This window comes from Streptomyces sp. NPDC059092, from assembly GCF_042756365.1.
GTDB lineage: Bacteria > Actinomycetota > Actinomycetes > Streptomycetales > Streptomycetaceae > Streptomyces.
Map to the genome: position 1 here is coordinate 57,172 of NZ_JBHZEJ010000008.1, position 17,909 is coordinate 75,080.

15 protein-coding genes and 1 tRNA gene are annotated in these 17,909 nt (G+C 70.3%); 10 read left to right on the forward strand and 6 right to left on the reverse strand.

Annotated features, from left to right (window positions below):
• The first annotated feature begins 57 nt into the window (after positions 1-57).
• Positions 58-684 (forward strand): TetR/AcrR family transcriptional regulator, encoded by a 627-nt coding sequence (locus tag ACFXPL_RS07430; RefSeq protein ID WP_384913938.1) that lies wholly within the window; start codon positions 58-60, stop codon positions 682-684.
• Positions 685-778: 94 nt separating this feature from the next.
• Here the strand turns inward: ACFXPL_RS07430 and ACFXPL_RS07435 are convergent, their stop codons facing one another.
• A complete protein-coding gene (locus ACFXPL_RS07435) occupies positions 779-1,348 on the reverse strand; it encodes a TetR/AcrR family transcriptional regulator (RefSeq protein WP_384913941.1) in 570 nt (189 codons plus the stop codon).
• A gap of 182 nt (positions 1,349-1,530) precedes the next feature.
• Between ACFXPL_RS07435 and ACFXPL_RS07440 the strand changes: the two genes are divergently transcribed.
• The 3 genes from ACFXPL_RS07440 (at position 1,531) to ACFXPL_RS07450 (ending at position 4,719) form a co-directional block, all read left to right on the forward strand.
• Positions 1,531-2,496, forward strand: a complete 966-nt coding sequence (locus tag ACFXPL_RS07440; protein WP_384913944.1) for an alpha/beta hydrolase fold domain-containing protein — start codon at positions 1,531-1,533, stop codon at positions 2,494-2,496.
• A gap of 136 nt (positions 2,497-2,632) precedes the next feature.
• Entirely contained in the window at positions 2,633-3,613 is a 981-nt protein-coding gene (locus ACFXPL_RS07445; protein ID WP_384913947.1) for an alpha/beta hydrolase, read from the forward strand.
• 89 nt (positions 3,614-3,702) lie between these two features.
• Positions 3,703-4,719 carry a zinc-binding dehydrogenase gene (locus ACFXPL_RS07450; protein ID WP_384913950.1) on the forward strand — a complete coding sequence of 339 codons (1,017 nt, stop codon included), beginning with the start codon at positions 3,703-3,705 and terminating at the stop codon, positions 4,717-4,719.
• A gap of 100 nt (positions 4,720-4,819) precedes the next feature.
• Here ACFXPL_RS07450 and ACFXPL_RS07455 read toward each other — a convergent pair whose 3' ends face one another.
• The gene (locus tag ACFXPL_RS07455) at positions 4,820-5,461 is read right to left on the reverse strand and encodes a TetR/AcrR family transcriptional regulator (protein WP_384913952.1); all 642 of its coding nucleotides are present in this window, start codon (positions 5,459-5,461) and stop codon (positions 4,820-4,822) included.
• 240 nt (positions 5,462-5,701) lie between these two features.
• Here ACFXPL_RS07455 and ACFXPL_RS07460 point away from each other — a divergent pair, with 240 nt between their 5' ends.
• The 3 genes from ACFXPL_RS07460 to ACFXPL_RS07470 are packed head-to-tail and all read left to right on the forward strand — an operon-like array spanning position 5,702 to position 8,179.
• On the forward strand, positions 5,702-6,775 hold the full coding sequence (locus ACFXPL_RS07460; protein ID WP_384913955.1) for a cytochrome P450: 1,074 nt from the start codon (positions 5,702-5,704) through the stop codon (positions 6,773-6,775).
• A 43-nt stretch (positions 6,776-6,818) separates the two neighbouring features.
• The gene (locus tag ACFXPL_RS07465; protein WP_384913959.1) at positions 6,819-7,640 is read left to right on the forward strand and encodes an SDR family oxidoreductase; all 822 of its coding nucleotides are present in this window, start codon (positions 6,819-6,821) and stop codon (positions 7,638-7,640) included.
• 59 nt (positions 7,641-7,699) lie between these two features.
• Positions 7,700-8,179, forward strand: coding sequence for a resolvase (locus ACFXPL_RS07470; protein WP_384913962.1), 480 nt, complete (start codon positions 7,700-7,702; stop codon positions 8,177-8,179).
• A gap of 384 nt (positions 8,180-8,563) precedes the next feature.
• On the opposite strand, the gene ACFXPL_RS07475 is transcribed toward ACFXPL_RS07470, so the two are convergent.
• The 4 genes from ACFXPL_RS07475 to sucC form a co-directional block, all read right to left on the reverse strand.
• Positions 8,564-8,651, reverse strand: a tRNA-Leu gene (locus tag ACFXPL_RS07475).
• 167 nt (positions 8,652-8,818) lie between these two features.
• On the reverse strand, positions 8,819-10,360 hold the full coding sequence (locus ACFXPL_RS07480; RefSeq protein WP_384913965.1) for an aldehyde dehydrogenase family protein: 1,542 nt from the start codon (positions 10,358-10,360) through the stop codon (positions 8,819-8,821).
• A gap of 127 nt (positions 10,361-10,487) precedes the next feature.
• On the reverse strand, positions 10,488-11,390 hold the full coding sequence (gene sucD, locus ACFXPL_RS07485) for a succinate--CoA ligase subunit alpha (RefSeq protein WP_384913968.1): 903 nt from the start codon (positions 11,388-11,390) through the stop codon (positions 10,488-10,490).
• Between the two features lie 13 nt (positions 11,391-11,403).
• Positions 11,404-12,537: an ADP-forming succinate--CoA ligase subunit beta gene (sucC, locus tag ACFXPL_RS07490; protein ID WP_384913971.1), complete on the reverse strand. Its 1,134-nt coding sequence runs from the start codon at positions 12,535-12,537 to the stop codon at positions 11,404-11,406.
• A 160-nt stretch (positions 12,538-12,697) separates the two neighbouring features.
• Here sucC and ACFXPL_RS07495 point away from each other — a divergent pair, with 160 nt between their 5' ends.
• From ACFXPL_RS07495 to ACFXPL_RS07505, 3 genes are read left to right on the forward strand one after another with little or no spacing between them, the layout of a single operon-like run.
• Positions 12,698-14,380 (forward strand): thiamine pyrophosphate-binding protein, encoded by a 1,683-nt coding sequence (locus tag ACFXPL_RS07495; protein ID WP_384913974.1) that lies wholly within the window; start codon positions 12,698-12,700, stop codon positions 14,378-14,380.
• Between the two features lie 12 nt (positions 14,381-14,392).
• Positions 14,393-15,658 (forward strand): formyl-CoA transferase, encoded by a 1,266-nt coding sequence (gene frc, locus ACFXPL_RS07500; RefSeq protein ID WP_384913978.1) that lies wholly within the window; start codon positions 14,393-14,395, stop codon positions 15,656-15,658.
• A gap of 2 nt (positions 15,659-15,660) precedes the next feature.
• Positions 15,661-17,799, forward strand: a complete 2,139-nt coding sequence (locus ACFXPL_RS07505) for an acetate--CoA ligase family protein (RefSeq protein WP_384913981.1) — start codon at positions 15,661-15,663, stop codon at positions 17,797-17,799.
• Positions 17,800-17,909 lie beyond the last annotated feature (110 nt).

The window sequence follows — 17,909 nt, forward strand, 5'->3', positions numbered from 1 at the left end:
CCCTCTGGCAAGGGTCCGTTCCCGTCCCCGCGCCCGCCCTGTGCCAGACTCGGGGCCATGATGCGCACCCATGACGCGCCGCCCCCGGCCCCGCTCAGGACCGCGCGCCGGCGCCGGGTCGACACGCGGCGGCGCGAGGAGCTGCTGGCACAGGTCACCGAGATCTTCCTGGCCGAGGGATTCACCTCGGTGGGCGTGAACGACCTCGCCCGGCGGCTGCACTGTTCGAAGTCCACGCTCTACGGGGTGGGGGCGACCAAGGAGCAGTTGGTGGTCACGGCCACCAAACACTTCTTCGGCAGTGAGGCCGAACGCATCGAGCGCGCCGTCGAGCGGCACGACGACCCCCAGGCCAGGATCACCACCTATCTCGAAGGCGTGGCACAGGCCATGCGGCGCAACTCGCCCGCGTTCTACGCCGACATGGTCGCCTACCCGCCCACCGCGGCGATCTACGCGCGCAACACCGCCCGCGCCGCCGAGCGCATCCAGGAGATGATCGGCGACGGCGTACGCGCCGGGGTGTTCCGGGCCACCAACGGCGCCCTCGCCGCCCAGGTCGTCGCGCTCGCCATTCAGGCCGTACAGTCCGGCACCCTGCTCGAACACACCGGCCTCTCGGCCGCCGAATCCTTCGCGGAACTCGCCGACCTGCTCTTCAACGGACTCCGGCACGCGCCCTGAGCGGAGGCGCCCCGAGCGGAGACGCGATCCGCACGAAGCCGTTCCGGTCGCCCGACAACGCCGCATGAACGCCAGGCCCGGCCGGCCGCGTCGGCTAGCCGGCCGCGTCGGTGAACAGCGCACGGAACAGCATGGCGCGGACCCGGTCGGCGGCTTCCGGCCGGCCCGCCAGGTCACTGTCCGCCATCGCTCCGGCCGCCATCGGGAAGGCCAGCATCACATCGTCGACGACGACCATCGGACGTACGGTGCCGGCCGCGCGCCCCCGGGCGAGGAGGGGTTCGAACGCGGCGATGGTCCGGGCGGAGAGCTCGGTCAGCCAGGTGAGGTCGGCGGGGGACAGCAACCGCTCGAATCCTCGGTTCGCTCGTTGCTGGTCGAGCACGAAGCCGAACAGCGTCACGATCCCGTCGTCGGCGTCCCGCAGCTCGACGGCGCGATGCTCGATCAGCGCCACGTTCTCCTCGAAGACCGCCGCCGCGAGCTGCTCGCGGGTGGTGAAGTGCCGGTAGAGCGTGGTGCGGCTGACCTCGGCCAGCCGCGCGACCTCCTCAAGGGCCACGTCGGCCCCCCGCTCCGCGAAAACCTGGCGGGCCGCGATCAGAAGCCGCTCGCGATTGCGGATGGCGTCACGCCGGGGGGCGCGCTGTACGTCGTCTGGCATGCCCCGAAGACTACTGGCAACTTTCCGTACACCAGTGTACGTTTCTGATCCGGCAACGCGTACGGCCGACCCGCCGGCCTCGACGCCATCACCGCGTCCGTGCTCGCCGACCTCTCGGCGTGGACTACCGGACAGGTGTTCCGCGTCGGCGGCACCACGGTGCGTGCCCGAAAGGAACCCCGATGCCCCTCCGTGTTCCCGAACACAACGTTCCGGCTCCCACCACGGTGAGCCCGCACGCTCAGGCTTTCCTCTCCCAGCGACTGGAGCCCACCGGGCCCGCCCAGCCGTCCGGCACCGCGGACAAGGACGCCTGGCGCTCCTATATCGAGGGCAGCAACACGTGGCTGACCGCCGGCCTGCTGGCAAGCGCGGAAGCCTTCCCGGCCGAGGTCGTCACCCACCGGCTTCCGAACACGGCGCTCCACGAGGTCGTCCCGGCCGACGCCGCGCCGGAATCCGCCATCCTCTACCTCCACGGCGGCGCCTACCTCCACGGCGCCGGCCTGGCCGGTGCCTACATGGCCATGCCGCTCGCCGGCCACGCGCGGATCCGGGCCTTCGCCGTCGACTACCGGATGCCGCCCGATCACCCGTTCCCGGCCGGACTCGACGATGCCGTCGACACGTACCGGTGGCTCCTCGAACGCTACGAGCCCGCCCGGATCGCCTTCGCCGGCGGCTCGGCCGGCGGGGGACTCGCGGCCGCGCTCGCTCTCAGAGTCCGCGACCTCGGACTGCCCCTGCCCGCTGCCTGCGTGCTGGCCACCCCCGAGGCCGACCTGACCGAATCCGGCGACTCCTTCGAAACGCTGATCCACGTCGATGTCGTCGGCGGAGCCCGGCTCACCGACAGCATCAGCCTCTACGCCGACGGCCACGACCTGCGCGACCCGTACCTGTCCCCGCTGTTCGGCGACTTCGGCCGAGGTTTCCCGCCCACCCTGCTGACCGGCGGCACCCGCGACCTGTTCCTCTCCAACACCGTCCTGATGCACCGCGCCCTGCGCCGGGCCGGCATCGAGGCTGAACTGGACATCTGGGAAGCGATGCCGCACGGCGGCTTCTTCGGCGCACCCGAGGACCAGGAGGTCCTTGAGGTCCAGGCCCGCTTCCTCATCAACCGCCTGACGGGAGAACCGCGATGAGCCCGTGCGTCGACAGGCCCCGGCGCATCCCGGCGCGCGCCATTCCGCGGCCCACGGCGGTGAGCCCCGAGGCCCCGGCCACGATGCCCCTGTTGTCGCAGGACCGCTTCCTCGGCGAAGCGTGGAAGGAGACATCGTGACCGCAACCGGCAAGGCATCAGTTACGCACCTGCCGGCTCGCGAGGTTCCGATCCCCACCCTGCTCAGCCCCGGAGCGCAGGCGCAGCTCGCGCGGAGCGCCGGCATCTCGAACCCGCCCTGGCCCGCGAGGGACGACATCGACGGCTGGCGGGCGCTGATCGCGACGATGGACGAGACCGGCCTGGCCGGCCTGACGGTAATGGCCGATCAGGTGTCGGCCACGGTCGAAGAGATCAATGTTGACGGCGTACGCGTATACGTGGTCACACCGGACGACCGTGCGTCCACCGACGGGTCCGTCCATCTCGATATCCATGGCGGAGCGCTCCTGTGGGGCGGTGGCAGGAGCTGCCGGGCCCTGGCGATCATCACCGCCGGTATGGTCGGCGCCGAGGTCTGGGCCGTCGACTACCGGATGCCGCCCGACCACCCCTACCCGGCCGGGGTCGACGACTGCGTCACCGTCTACCGCGCGCTCCTGCGCGACCGTTCCGCCGAGAAGATCATCGTCGGTGGCAGCTCGGCCGGCGGCAACCTCGCGGCAGCCACCATCCTCAAGGCCCGTGACCAAGAGCTCCCGCTGCCGGCCGCGGCCGTACTGATGACCCCCGAACTCGACCTCACGGAATCCGGCGACTCGTTCAACACCCTGATGGGCCTCGACACCGGGCTCACCAGCCGGCTGATGCCGGCCAATCTGCTGTACGCCGGCGGCCACGACCTCACCGATCCGTACGTCTCCCCGCTGTTCGGCGACTTCACGGCCGGATTCCCGCCCACCTTCCTGGTCAGCGGCACCCGCGACCTGTTCCTGTCCAACACCGTCCTCATGCACCGCGCCCTGCGCCGCGCCGGTATCGACGCCGACCTTCACATCTTCGACGCCGCCACCCACATCGGATTCATCGGCACACCCGAAAGCGAAGACCGCACCCGCGAGTTGCGGCGCTTCGTCGGCCGGCACCGGGGCCGCTGAGTCGGGGCCCGACAAGCCGGCCCCGTGGCCCGCCTCTTCGGCAACGGCCCGCACCACTCTCACAACCCTCGGAAACACTAAGGAACCTGATGAAAAGCGTGACAGTGACCGGCCCCCGTCGGCTCCAGACCATCGACATCCCGCGACCGGTCGCCGGCCCCCGCGACGTCCTGGTGAAGATGAAGGCATGCGGCATCTGCGGCGCCGACCCGCACGCCCTCCAGGAGGGCGGCATCATGCCCGGCGCCGCCTCCTCGCCCATGGGCCACGAACCGGCCGGGGAGATCGTCGAGGTCGGTGCCGAGGTCACCGGCCTCCACGTCGGAGACCATGTGGTCATCGACCCGACCGGAGTCGCCGATGCCATCATCGGCGGCGGCGGGCCGCAGGGCGCCCTCAGCGAGTACCTCGCCGTGCGTGACGCGACCGCCGGCAAGAACGTGATCGTCATGCCGAACCATGTCCCCTGGCACGTGGCCGCGTTGACCGAGCCCCTCGCCGTCGCCCGCCGCTGCGTCGACAAGACCAACCCCCGGCCCGAACACCAGGCGATCGTGTTCGGCGCCGGGCCGGTCGGCCTCGGTGCGCTGCTCGCCTTCAAGGCCCATGGCGTACGGCATGTAGTGGTCGCCGACGTACAGCCGAACCGCCTGGAGAAGGCCCTCAAACTCGGCGCCGACGCCGTCATCGACTCCCGTACCGAGGACGTCCGCGCCCGCCTCGTCGAACTGCACGGCGAGGGCACCGACGCCTTCGGGCGCCCCGGGCTGCCTGGCACCGACATCTACCTCGACGCGGCCGGCGTCCCGGCGGTGGCACGGACCGTCTTCGCCGGGCCCAAGCTCGGCGCCGTCTTCGGCATCGTCGCGATCCACCACCAGAGCGTCGAGGTCGACTTCCAGCAGCTCATCCCGTCGGAACTGACCATCGTCCACTCGATGGGCCACCCCACCGAGATGGCCACGGTCGCCCAGGACATCGCCGAGAACACCGACAAGTACGCACTCATCGTCAGCGACGTCGTCCCCTTCGCGGAGACCGCCCGCGCCATCGACCTCGCGGGCAAGCCCGGCGCCACCGACAAGGTCGTCGTCACCTTCGACTGACCCACAGATCGCCGGCGAGCACTCGCCCCGTGGCCGTCGGGCTTGGCCTTCCTGCTCGATGTCTCCGGCGTCCTCTCGCCGGCGGCCGCGAGTGGTGGGCCTATTCGTCGGAGGGGACCGGCCAGTAGCCGGGTTTCCGTAGCGGCCACAGTGCGACCGCGGGCGGCAGGGGGTTGGCCGCCGCCGGGGACAGGGAGTCGAGGACGAGCGCGACGTAGCGTTGCCAGCCGTCGCTGCCGGGTTCCATGGTCCACAGGACGGCGACGAGCATCGCCATGATCCTGGGCAGGTCCTCGGGCAGCAGGTCGGCCCGGATCAGGCCTGCCTGCTGTCCTCGGCGCGCGAGCAGGGTCAGCGACTCGAAGAACTGTTCCGACACCTCCGCGGCGATGGCGCCGGCGCTCTTCGCCGCGGCCAGGGTGTTGCGCTCACGGGCCGCCATGGACATCGCGGCATCCAGATAGGTGATCAGTCCCCGCCTCGGATCCTCATCGCCGAGCGCCCGCTCGACAGCGGGAGCCACCAACTCGGCAAGGCCCTGGTCGAGCGCGGCCCGAACGAGTACTTCCCTGTCGGGGAAGCGGCGGTAGAGCGTCGCGATGCCCACACCGGCGTGGCGGGCGATCTCGTCCAGCGACGCGTCAGGACCGCTGACGGCGAAAACCTCTCGCGCTGCACGCAGGATCCGCTCGAAGTTCCGCGCCGCGTCGGCGCGCAGGGGGCGCGAGGCATCGGTAGTCACCGGAAAACCATAACATCCGATAGGACAACTATCGCTTCGTGGTAGCCTGATCGCGGACTTAAGTGATAGTTCGACTATCGAAATGGCGGGGCATCCCGGATGGCACCTCAAGACGCAGACGTGAGCGCGGACACCGACACGGACGGCAAGGCAGCCCCTCCCGCGTTTCCCGGCGTGCGGGACGCGCGCTGTCCTCTGGATCCGCCCTCTGAGTACGCGGACTGGCGGAACAAGGAAGGCATGCAGCGGGCGGACTGGCATGGCAGCCCGACCTGGGTGGTGAGCCGGTTCGAGGACATACGGACAGCCCTGAGCGATCCGCGCATCAGCGCCGACGCGCTCGACCGCGACGGCAGCCCGCCGATCTTCCCCAAGATGGACGACCCGGAACACGCCCGGCTGCGCCGGATGCTGACCAAGGACTTCACGGTCAAGCGGGCGCGGGAGATGCGCCCGCTGATCCAGGAGATGGTGGACGACTTCCTGGAGAAGATGATCGGCAAGGGACAGCCCGCCGATCTCGTCACCGACTACGCGCTGCCCATTCCCTCGCTGGTGATCTCGCTGCTGCTCGGGGTGCCCTACTCCGACCACGCGTTCTTCCAGGAGCAGAGCAGCATCCTGCTCGATGTGACCTCCCCCGAGAAGGAGAAGGCCACAGCCAGGGCGGCGTTTTTCGGCTACCTTCTCGACCTGGTGGAGCGCAAGGAACGCGAGCCGGGGGACGACCTCATCAGCAGGCTGATCACCGAGCGGATGGCCACCGGCGAGCTCAGCCGCGAATCAGTGGCGATGAACAGTCTGGTCCTGCTGATCGCCGGGCACGAGACCACGTCCAACATGATCGGTCTGGGCACCCTCACCCTTCTGCGGAACCCCGAGGCGCTGGCGCTGATCCGCGACACCGACGACCCCGCGGTGATCGCGAGCGCGGTCGAGGAACTCCTGCGCTACCTGACCATCGCCCAGGACGTGATCGTACGGGTAGCCCTTGAAGACCTCACCGTCGGCGGGCAACTCGTCCGGGCCGGCGAGCATCTGGTCATGAACCTGCCCGCGGGTAACCGGGACGCCGCGGTCTTCACCGACCCCGACCGCTTCGACGCGGCCCGCAACCCTCGCGGGCACCTCGCCTTCGGCTACGGAGTGCACCAGTGCCTCGGGCAGTCGCTCGCGCGCGTGGAGCTGGAGATCGCGCTGCCTTCTCTGCTGCACCGGCTGCCGGGACTCCGGCTGGCGGTGCCGGTCGAACAGCTGCGGTTCCGGCACGAAATGGCCACCTACGGCGTCCATGAACTTCCGGTCGCCTGGTAACTCGACGAACAACCCGGACTCGTCCGTACGAAAGGACCACATCATGGAATCCCTGCACAACAAGGTTGCCATCATCACCGGCGGCAGCAGCGGCATAGGCCGCGCCACCGCCCACGCGCTGGCCGAGCACGGTGCGCGCATCGTGGTCGCCGACATCAACGCCGAAGGGGCCGACACCGTCGCCGCCGACATCACCCGTACCGGCGGCCAGGCCGTCGGCGTACGCTGCGACGTGGCCGAGGAATCGGCGTTCGACGACCTGAAAGCCTTCACCCTGGGCCACTTCGGCCAGGTCGACGTGGTGATGAACAATGTCGGCGTGCTCACCAGCGGGCGGCCCGACCACCTGCCGGTCGAGGAGTGGCAGCGAATCATCAACATCAACCTGTTCTCCGTCGTGCGCAGCAACGCCGCCTTCCTGCCTCCGCTGATCGAGCAGGGCAGCGGGCACATCATCAACACGGCGTCGTTCGCCGGGCTGTTCACCTACGCCTACGACCGGTTGCCCTACGCCGCGTGCAAGGCCGCGATCGTGCAGATCTCCGAAGGCCTGCGCGTCTATCTGCACCCCCAGGGCATCGGTGTGACCGTACTGTGCCCCGGTCCCGTGCTCACCAACATCAGCGCCTCGATGCCGCCCACGTTCGGCCCCGCGGTCGGTATCCGCGGCCCGGGCGAACAGTTCGCGCTCCTGGACCCCGAGGTCGTCGGCGAGCAGGTCGCCGAAGCCGTCCTCAACGACACGTTCATGCTCTACACCCACGACCAGGTCCGTGACGTGCTCGTCGACCGCGCCTCCGACTGGAACGCCTTTATCGCCCGGCAGACCGACAAGATTGCCCAGAACCCCGGCATCTTCCTCTGAAACCCACCGAGATCCGGGCTGGCTCCTCGCGCAAAGCCGCGAGGGTACGGGGCAGGGGCATGCTGCGGATCCCCTCACCGACGTCGCCGGGAGACCTTGAGGACAAGGCCGGCACAGTGCGGGAAGCACACACCCTGGAGAACCGCTCCCTCGCCGCCCTCGCCCGCGACCGCGGCGTCAGCCGCGACACGATCCGCACGGCCGTCGCCGACCTTCTGCCCGATCACACCGGCGTCGAGGAGGCCATCCCCGCCCCGGAGTCGCTGGTCACCCTCGACATGCCGGGCAAGGTCGCCGGCTTCCCTCGCTCGGCCGACCTGGAGCCTGCCGAGCGGGCCGCGCTCGACGAGGGGGCGACCGTACGGCGAGGCCCGGGTTACACCCTGCGCGTGACCGCCATCCCCGCCGTGCACCGTCAGCTCCTCGACCGCTGCCAGCCGCTCGACGGCGGCCGGGCTGTCCCTGCTGTTCCGGCCCAGCGCAAGGCCCGTCGCGAGTACGAGAACCGCGTCAGCACGCTCGCGCCGATCGGACCATGATCGTTCTCAGCGCCGGCGGCTGTACCGACGGTCCCCGAGGCCGGCCTGCAGGCCGCGCCCCAAAGCCGCCCCCGCCCAGCGCGGCGCCCGCCGCATGCCCTGCCCCGGCGCCGGCACCCGCCCCATCGTCGCCTGCCCGCCCGCCGCCGGGGTCCTCCAACCGTCACGCACTCAAGAACCCCCACCGCTGGACCCCCAACGGCTACCTCCCCGGCCCAAGCCCCGAAAGCTGACTCACCCCACCCCACACACCCCACCTGACCAGTACAGACACATCTGGCCCTCTGCGAACCCGCAGAGGGCCAGATCACATCCACCCAAAAGATGAAGCCGGTCAACGCGACAAAGTGTCGGTTTGACCGGCTTCATTTGGTCGGATGACCATGGTGTCCGAGGGGGGACTTGAACCCCCACGCCCGATAAAGGGCACTAGCACCTCAAGCTAGCGCGTCTGCCATTCCGCCACCCGGACGAGTGGTCGAACCGCGGTTGATCTCCCCGCGGCGACAGGGACAACGATACCAGGGGTTCGAGGTGCCCCTCACCCGTATATCCGGTGGTCAGCGGTGCGCGATCGGCCTGCTCAGGGGGTTGCGCACAGACCGTCGCGGTGTACGTACAGGCCGTGCCGCCGGGCGGTCACGGCATCAGGTGGTAGTCGGGGAAGTTGCCCGGCGGGCGCTCGCCCGGTGGGCCGTCCGTCACGGCGCGGACCAGGAGCTCGCCGCCGACGAAGGCGCCGCGCCAGGAGTGGCCGAAGCCGCCGAACAGCTCGTCGCGGTCGCCCCGGGAGCGGGGTTTTCCGTGGCCGGTCTTGAAGGCGCGGATCTGGGGTGCCAGCCGTGCGTACGTCGCCGGGTCGTCGGTGGACAGGGTCGCGACCAGGGCGCCGTTCGAGGCGTTCATCGCGGCCAGCAGCTCCGCCTCCGTGTCGACCAGGACGATCGTGTCGACCGGGCCGAAGGGTTCCGCGTGGTGCAGCGGGGAGGACGGAGGCGGGTTGAGCAGTGTGACGGGGGCCAGGTAGGCGCCGGTGTCCTGATCGGGGAGGAAGCGGGCGTCCGCGAGAGCGCCCTGGTGGAGTGGTACGGCGCCGCGGCCGATCGCCTCGGTGACCTGGTCGGCCAGTTCCTTGGCCTTGGCGGCGTTGATGAGCGGCCCGAAGTCCAGCTCCGGCGGCGGGTCGTCCGGGGACTCGACCGCGAGCGGGTGGCCCACGCGGATCGCGCGTACGGCGGGGAGGTACGCGGCGAGGAACTCCGCGAAGAGGGAGCGCTGGACGACGAAGCGGGGGTACGCCGTGCAGCGCTGTTTCCCGTAGTCGAAGAGCTTGGGGATCACGGCGGTCAGGGCACCGAAGTCGGTGCAGTTCCAGACGCCCCAGGTGTTGAGCCCCTCCTGTTCGAGGACATGGCGTTTGCCGAGGTCGGCGACGGCGGTGGCGATCCTGGCGCCGGTGTCCCGGCCGCCGACGAAGGAGACGCAGCCGATCTCGGGCGCGCGCACCAGCGCCTCGGAGAGTTCGCCGCCGCTGCCGCTGACGAGGGTGACGGGGACGCCCTCGCGGGCGGCGAGCGCGCAGGCCAGGGTGAGGCAGGCGACGCCGCCGTCGGTGGGGGCCTTGGCGATGACCGCGTTGCCGGCCAGCGCCTGCACCAGCAGGGCGTGGACGAGCACGGACATCGGGTAGTTCCAGCTCGCGATGTTGGAGACCGGCCCCGGCAGCGGGGTACGGCCCTGAAGCATCGGCCCGGCGCCGTCCACGTACCAGCGCACGCCGTCGATCGCACGGTCGATGTCGGCCTGGGCGAGGCGCCAGGGCTTGCCGATCTCCCAGACGAGGAGGAGGGCGAGCAGTTCGCGGTGTTCGGTGAGTGCGTCGAGCGTCGCGCCGACGCGGGCGGCGCGCTCCGGCAGCGGGATGTGGCGCCAGGCGCGGTGCGCGTCCAGCGCGGCGCGCACCGCTTGGCGGGCGGCTCCGCCGTCCAGCCGTGGCGGGCCGGCGATCGGGCCCCCGTCGACGGGGCTGGTGGCGGGCAGGGCGCGGCCGTCGGAGCGCCATGTCGCGGCCCAGAGGTTGCGTACCCGGTCGTCGTGGAAGGCCTCGGGTGCGGCGGCGAGGCTGCGCTCCCAGGCGTCCGACCAGGCCGTGCCCGGTTTGAGGATCAGTGAGGGTGCCATTGAGGGTCTCCGCTCGGATGAGGCGGGAGGTGCATGGCTCGGTTCGGGACCGCCGGTCGACCGCACGTCGGCCCATCTCGGTTACTCGACGGTAGTGAACCGGTGGTGTGGTGGCACGCACTCGCTTTCAAGTATGAGTGACGTCGCGTTCCGTCGCGAGCTGCTCCAGGACCAGCCGTGCGGTCTCGGAGGGGGTCGAGCCGACCCGTACACCGGCCGCCTCCAGGGCCTTGCGCTTGCCCTCCGCGGTGCCGGAGGCGCCGGAGACGATCGCGCCCGCGTGCCCCATGGTCCTGCCTTCGGGCGCGGTGAAGCCGGCGATGTAGCCGATGACCGGCTTGGTGACCCGCTCGGCGGCGTAGGCGGCGGCGCGTTCCTCCGCGTCGCCGCCGATCTCGCCGATGAGGACGATCAGTTCGGTGTCGGGGTCGTCCTCGAAGGCGGCGAGGCAGTCGATGTGGCTGGTGCCCACGACGGGGTCACCGCCGATGCCGACCGCCGAGGAGAAGCCGATCTCCCGCAATTCGTACATGAGTTGGTAGGTGAGGGTGCCGGACTTCGACACGAGTCCGATCCGGCCCGGCTTGGTGGCGATGTCCGCCGGGATGATCCCGGCGTTGGACTGCCCGGGGCTGATCAGACCGGGGCAGTTGGGGCCGATGATCCGGGTGGCGTGCCGCTTCGCGTACGCGGTGAAGGCGACCGCGTCGTGGACGGGGACGCCCTCGGTGATGACGACGGCGAGTCCGATCCCGGCGTCCACCGCCTCGGTCACGGCCGCCCTGGTGAACCGTGGTGGTACGAAGACGACGGTGACGTCCGCGCCGGTCGCCTCGACGCCCTCGCGTACGGAGCCGAAGACGGGCACGGTGGTTCCGTCGAGGTCGACGTGGGTGCCCGACTTGCGCGGGTTGACGCCGCCGACGACCGCGGTGCCCGCGGCGAGCATCCGCCGGGTGTGCCGCATGCCCTCGGCGCCGGTCATGCCCTGGACGAGTACCTTGCTCTCCTTGGTCAGGAAGACGGCCATGGTGTTCCTCTCCTCATCCGGCGTTCGCGAGCGCGGCGGCCTGCCGGGCCGCCCCGTCCATGGTGGTGGCGTGCTGTACGAGCGGGTGGGCGCGCTCCGCGAGGATCGCCCGGCCGCGGGCCGCGCTGTTGCCGTCGAGGCGGACCACGAGCGGCCGGGTCAACGTCACTGATTCCAGGGCCCGTACGATGCCGTCGGCGACCGCGTCGCAGGCCGTGATGCCGCCGAAGACATTGACGAAGACGGATTTCACGGCGGGGTCGGAGAGGATGACGGACAGCCCGTCCGCCATCACCTGGGCGGACGCGCCTCCCCCGATGTCGAGGAAGTTGGCGGGGCGGGCGCCGCAGCCGGCCACCACGTCGAGGGTGGACATGACGAGGCCCGCGCCGTTGCCGATGATGCCGACCTCGCCGTCGAGCTTCACGTAGTTGAGCCCCTTGGCCGCCGCCTCCGCCTCCAGCGGGTCGGCCCCGGGTCCGGTCTCCGCCCCTCCCCAACGCGTCTGACGGAAGAGGGCGTTGTCGTCAAGGGTGACCTTGCCGTCGAGGGCGATTATCAGCCCTTCCGTGGTGCGTACCAAGGGGTTCACCTCGACCAGCAGCGCGTCCTCGCCGACCAGCACCTGCCACAGCGCGCGGAGTACGGGGACGGCTCCGTCCGGCAGCCCGGCCGCCGTCGCGATCCGGACGGCCACCGCCTCGGTGACTCCTTCCGCCGGGTCGACGGGGATACGGGCCACCGCCTCCGGGCGGACGGCCGCGACCTGTTCGATCTCCATGCCGCCCTCGGCCGAGGCGATGGCGAGGAAGGTGCCGGCCGCCCGGTCGAGAACGTAGCTCACATAGAACTCGGCCTCGATGTCGACGGGTTGGGCGAGCATCACCGCGCCGACGGTGTGCCCCTTGATGTCCGCGCCGAGCATCCGGCGTGCGGTCAGTTCGGCGGCCGCCGGGTCGGCCGCGAGCTTCACACCGCCCGCCTTGCCGCGACCGCCGGTCTTCACCTGGGCCTTGACGACCACCCGCCCGCCGAGCCGCCGTGCGGCGGCCCCGGCGTCCTGGGCGGCGGTCACGACCTCGGCCTCCGGCACCGCGATGCCGTGTTCCGCGAAGAGTTCCCTCGCCTGGTGTTCGAACAGATCCATGTCACTCCCTTTTGCCGAAAGTGGCGCACGCCCCCTGGACACCACCCGCCCGGATGCGGGATAACAAGCTTCATACAGTATTCGTCGACTGTATGCAATGTACCGGGGTGGGTGCTCATCCCTCCCCGGCGAAGGACTACGAAGGGACAGGGACCTCCTCATGCCCGACGACAGCCAGGAACTCATCTCCGGTGGTCATCTCGTCGCCAAGGCACTCAAAGCGGAGGGTGTCGAGGTCATCTACACCCTCTGCGGCGGCCACATCATCGACATCTACGACGGCTGCGTCGACGAAGGCATCGACGTCGTCGACGTACGTCATGAGCAGGTGGCCGCCCACGCCGCGGACGGCTACGCCCGTATCACCGGAAAGCCCGGGTGCGCGGTGGTCACCGCCGGGCCCGGCACCACCGACGCCGTCACCGGGGTCGCCAACGCCTTCCGCGCCGAGTCACCCATGCTGCTGATCGGCGGCCAGGGAGCCCACACCCAGCACAAGATGGGGTCGCTCCAGGACCTCCCCCATGTCGACATGATGACCCCCATCACCAAGTTCGCCGCCACGGTGCCGGACACGGCGCGCGCGGCCGACATGGTCTCGATGGCGTTCCGCGAGTGCTACCACGGCGCTCCCGGACCGTCCTTCCTGGAGATCCCGCGCGATGTGCTGGACGCCAAGGTGCCGGTGGAGAAGGCCCGGGTCCCCGCCGCGGGGCAGTACCGCGCCTCGACCCGCTCGGCCGGCGACCCCGAGGCCGTCGAGAAGCTCGCGGATCTGCTCACGCACGCCGAGAAGCCGGCGATCCTGCTCGGCAGCCAGGTCTGGACGACCCGGGCGACCGACGCGGCGACCGAGCTGGTGCGCACGCTCAACATCCCCGCCTACATGAACGGGGCCGGGCGCGGCACCCTGCCCCCCCGCGACCCGCACCACTTCCAGCTCTCACGGCGCTACGCCTTCTCCAACGCCGACCTCATCGTCATCGTCGGAACACCCTTCGACTTCCGCATGGGGTACGGCAAGCGGCTCTCGCCGGACGCGACCGTCGTCCAGATCGACCTCGACTACCGTACGGTCGGCAAGAACCGGGACATCGACCTCGGCATCGTCGGGGACGCCGGGCTCGTGCTGTCCTCCGTCACCCAGGCCGCGAGCGGGCGTCTCAACGGCGGCGCGGTGAAGCGGAAGGCCTGGCTGGACGAGCTGCGCGCCGCCGAGCAGACGGCCGTCGAGAAGCGGCTGCCGCAGTTGCGCTCGGACTCCTCGCCCATCCACCCGTACCGACTGGTGAGCGAGATCAACGAGTTCCTCACCGAGGACTCGATCTACATCGGGGACGGCGGCGACATCGTCACCTTCTCCGGGCAGGTCGTCCAGCCCAAGTCGCCCGGCCACTGGATGGATCCGGGGCCGCTCGGCACCCTCGGCGTGGGTGTGCCCTTCGTGCTCGCCGCCAAGCAGGCCCGGCCCGACAAGGAGGTCGTGGCGCTCTTCGGGGACGGCGCCTTCTCGCTGACCGGCTGGGACTTCGAGACGCTGGTGCGCTACAACCTGCCCTTCGTCGGCATCGTCGGCAACAACTCCTCGATGAACCAGATCCGTTACGGCCAGAAGGCCAAGTACGGCGACGAGCGCGAGCGCGTCGGCAACACCCTCGGCGACGTGCACTACGACAAGTTCGCCCAGATGCTGGGCGGTTACGGCGAAGAGGTCCGCGACCCGGCCGACATCGCGCCCGCGCTGCGGCGCGCCCGCGAGTCCGGACTGCCGTCGCTGATCAACGTCTGGGTCGACCCGGACGCGTACGCCCCCGGAACCATGAACCAGACCATGTACAAGTGAAGGAGCCCTCCCATGACCCAGGCTCTTGAGACCTCGCCCGCCGGGGCCGCTCCCAAGGCGCTCTCGGGCGTACGCGTCCTGGACATGACGCACGTCCAATCGGGGCCCTCGGCCACGCAGTTGCTCGGCTGGCTCGGCGCTGACGTGGTGAAGCTGGAGGCGCCGAGCGGCGACATCACCCGCAAGCAGCTCCGCGATCTGCCCGACGTCGACTCGTTGTACTTCACGATGCTCAACTGCAACAAGCGCTCCATCACCCTCAACACCAAGACGGAGCGCGGCAAGGAGATACTCACCGAGCTCATCCGCCGCTCCGACGTGATGGTGGAGAACTTCGGCCCGGGGGCCGTGGACCGGATGGGGTTCACCTGGGAGCGCATCCAGGAGATCAACCCGCGGATCGTCTACGCCTCCATCAAGGGGTTCGGGGAGGGCCCGTACACCAACTTCAAGGCGTACGAGGTCGTCGCGCAGGCCATGGGCGGCTCGATGTCCACGACCGGCTTCGAGGACGGGCCGCCGCTCGCCACCGGCGCGCAGATCGGCGACTCCGGCACCGGCATCCACGCCGTCGCCGGGATACTCGCCGCGCTCTTCCAGCGCGAGCACACCGGGCGCGGCCAGCGCGTCAACGTGGCCATGCAGCACGCCGTGCTCAACCTCTGCCGGGTGAAACTCCGCGACCAGCAGCGGCTCGCCCACGGGCCGCTCGCGGAGTACCCGAACGACGACTTCGGCGACGAGGTGCCGCGCAGCGGCAACGCGAGCGGTGGCGGACAGCCCGGCTGGGCCGTCAAGTGCGCGCCGGGCGGCCCCAACGACTATGTGTACGTGATCGTGCAGCCGGTCGGATGGCGCCCGGTCACCGAGCTGATGGGCCGGCCGGAGCTGGCGGACGACCCCGAGTGGGCGACGCCCGAGGCACGGCTGCCGAAGCTCGGCAAGATGTTCCAGCTCATCGAGGAGTGGACGGCCACCCTCCCCAAGTGGGAGGTGCTGGAACGGCTCAACGCCCACAACATCCCCTGCGGCCCGATCCTCTCCACCAAGGAGATCATCGAGGACGCCTCGCTCGCGGCCAACGAGATGGTCGTCGAGGTCCCCCACCCCCAGCGCGGCTCGTTCACCACGGTCGGCAGCCCGCTGAAGCTCTCCGACTCCCCCGTGGACGTGGTCACCTCGCCACTGCTCGGTGAACACAACACCGAGGTGTACGTGGGCGAACTTGGCCTGGGTGACGAGGAATTGCGGCTTCTCAAGACGGACGGAGTCATCTAGCGGTGGACAGCAACGAAGAGACCAGGAAGACCGTACGGACGCTGCTGGACACGGCGCTCGCCGAGGGCCGCACCGCGCTCACCGCGCCCGAGGGCAAGGCCGTCACGGACGCGTACGGGATCCCCACGCCGGCCGAGGCGCTGGCCGAGAGCGCCGACGAGGCGGTGGCGCTGGCCGACCGGATCGGCTTCCCGGTGGCGATGAAGATCGTCTCGCCGGAGATCCTGCACAAGACGGACGCGGGCGGCGTACGGATCGGGCTGACCTCGGCCGCCGAGGTGCGAGGCGCGTTCACCGCGATCGTCTCCAACGCCCGTGCCTACGACCCGGACGCGCGGATCCTGGGCGTGCAGATCCAGCAGATGGTGCCCGAGGGCACCGAGGTGCTGATCGGCACCGTCACCGATCCGACCTTCGGGAAGATCGTGGCGTTCGGTCTCGGCGGGGTGCTGGTGGAGGTCCTGGGGGACGTCACGTTCCGGCTGGCCCCCGCCTCCACGGACGACGCGCTGTCGATGCTCGACGGGATCCGCGCGGCGGAGATCCTGCGCGGGGTGCGTGGCGCGGCGCCCGTCGACCGGGACGCGCTGGCCGCGCTGATCGTCAAGGTGTCGCGGCTCGCCGCAGACTTCCCCGAGATCTCCGAGGTCGACCTCAACCCGGTGTTCGCCTCGGCGAACGGGGTGATGGCCGCCGACGTACGGATCCTGCTCGACGCCGAACGGCCCCCAGAGCGGCGCGCGTACAGCCGCGAGGAGATCCTCGTCTCGATGGGCCGGCTGATGAAGCCCAGCTCCGTGGCGGTGATCGGCGCCTCCAACGAGCAGGGCAAGATCGGCAATTCGGTCATGCGGAACCTCATCGACGGAGGTTTCCCCGGCGACATCCACCCGGTGAACCCCAAGGCCCATGACATTCTCGGCCGCAAGGCGTACAAGAGCGTGATGGACGTTCCGGGTGAGCCCGATGTGGCCGTCTTCGCGATCCCCGCGAAGTTCGTGCCCGCCGCGCTGGAGGAGGTCGGCCGCAAGGGCATTCCGAACGCCGTGCTGATTCCGTCCGGCTTCGCCGAGACCGGTGAACACGAGCTCCAGGAACGGGTCGTGGCGATCGCGGAGGAGCACGGCGTACGGCTGCTGGGGCCGAACATCTACGGCTACTACTCCACCTGGCAGGACCTCTGCGCCACCTTCTGCACCCCGTACGACGTCAAGGGCGGCGTGGCGCTGACCTCGCAGTCCGGCGGCATCGGGATGGCGATCCTCGGCTTCGCGCGGTCCACGAGGACGGGGGTCTCGGCGATCGTCGGCCTCGGCAACAAGTCCGACCTGGACGAGGACGACCTGCTGACCTGGTTCGGTGAGGATCCGCACACCGAGTGCATCGCGATGCACCTCGAAGACCTCAAGGACGGCCGCGCGTTCGTGGCGGCGGCGCGGGCCACCGTGCCGAAGAAGCCGGTGGTCGTCCTCAAGGCCGGGCGTACGGCGGCGGGCGCGAAGGCGGCGGGCTCGCACACCGGCGCGCTCGCCGGGGACGACGCCGTGTACGACGACATCCTGCGCCAGGCCGGGGTCATCAGGGCGCCGGGGCTGAACGAGATGCTGGAGTACGCGCGGGCGCTGCCCGTGCTTCCCACGCCACAGGGTGACAACGTCGTCATCATCACGGGCGCGGGCGGCTCGGGGGTGCTCCTCTCGGACGCCATCGTCGACAACGGGCTCTCCCTGATGGAGATTCCGCCGGATCTGGACGAGGCGTTCCGCGCGTTCATCCCGCCGTTCGGGGCGGCCGGCAACCCGGTCGACATCACCGGGGGCGAACCGCCGTCCACGTACGAGGCGACGATCCGGCTGGGTCTGGAGGACCCGCGGATCCACGCGCTGGTCCTCGGGTACTGGCACACCATCGTCACACCGCCCATGGTCTTCGCCGAACTGACGGCGCGGGTCGTGGCGGAGTTCCGGGAGCAGGGGATCCACAAGCCGGTGGTGGCCTCCCTGGCGGGCGATGTCGAGGTCGAGGAGGCGTGCCAGTACCTCTTCGAGCACGGGGTGGTGGCCTACCCGTACACCACCGAGCAGCCGGTGGCGGTGCTGGGCGCCAAGTACCGGTGGGCGCGGGCGGCGGGGCTGTTGTGATGTACGGACAGCAGCCGTCACCGGCCGGGGGTCCGGGGGTCGCCCCCCGGGCATACCGACGCCCGGTGGGCGCGGGCGGCGGGGCTGTTGGGAGGCGGTTCATGACCTGA

Excerpts from the sequence above, each read along its gene's own strand:
- ACFXPL_RS07430 (WP_384913938.1), top strand. The coding sequence starts at position 58 with ATGATGCGCACCCATGACGCGCCGCCCCCGGCCCCGCTCAGGACCGCG.
- ACFXPL_RS07435 (WP_384913941.1), bottom strand. The coding sequence starts at position 1,348 with ATGCCAGACGACGTACAGCGCGCCCCCCGGCGTGACGCCATCCGCAAT.
- ACFXPL_RS07440 (WP_384913944.1), top strand. The coding sequence starts at position 1,531 with ATGCCCCTCCGTGTTCCCGAACACAACGTTCCGGCTCCCACCACGGTG.
- ACFXPL_RS07450 (WP_384913950.1), top strand. The coding sequence starts at position 3,703 with ATGAAAAGCGTGACAGTGACCGGCCCCCGTCGGCTCCAGACCATCGAC.
- ACFXPL_RS07460 (WP_384913955.1), top strand. The coding sequence starts at position 5,702 with ATGCAGCGGGCGGACTGGCATGGCAGCCCGACCTGGGTGGTGAGCCGG.
- ACFXPL_RS07465 (WP_384913959.1), top strand. The coding sequence starts at position 6,819 with ATGGAATCCCTGCACAACAAGGTTGCCATCATCACCGGCGGCAGCAGC.
- ACFXPL_RS07470 (WP_384913962.1), top strand. The coding sequence starts at position 7,700 with ATGCTGCGGATCCCCTCACCGACGTCGCCGGGAGACCTTGAGGACAAG.
- ACFXPL_RS07480 (WP_384913965.1), bottom strand. The coding sequence starts at position 10,360 with ATGGCACCCTCACTGATCCTCAAACCGGGCACGGCCTGGTCGGACGCC.
- sucD (WP_384913968.1), bottom strand. The coding sequence starts at position 11,390 with ATGGCCGTCTTCCTGACCAAGGAGAGCAAGGTACTCGTCCAGGGCATG.
- sucC (WP_384913971.1), bottom strand. The coding sequence starts at position 12,537 with ATGGATCTGTTCGAACACCAGGCGAGGGAACTCTTCGCGGAACACGGC.
- ACFXPL_RS07495 (WP_384913974.1), top strand. The coding sequence starts at position 12,698 with ATGCCCGACGACAGCCAGGAACTCATCTCCGGTGGTCATCTCGTCGCC.
- frc (WP_384913978.1), top strand. The coding sequence starts at position 14,393 with ATGACCCAGGCTCTTGAGACCTCGCCCGCCGGGGCCGCTCCCAAGGCG.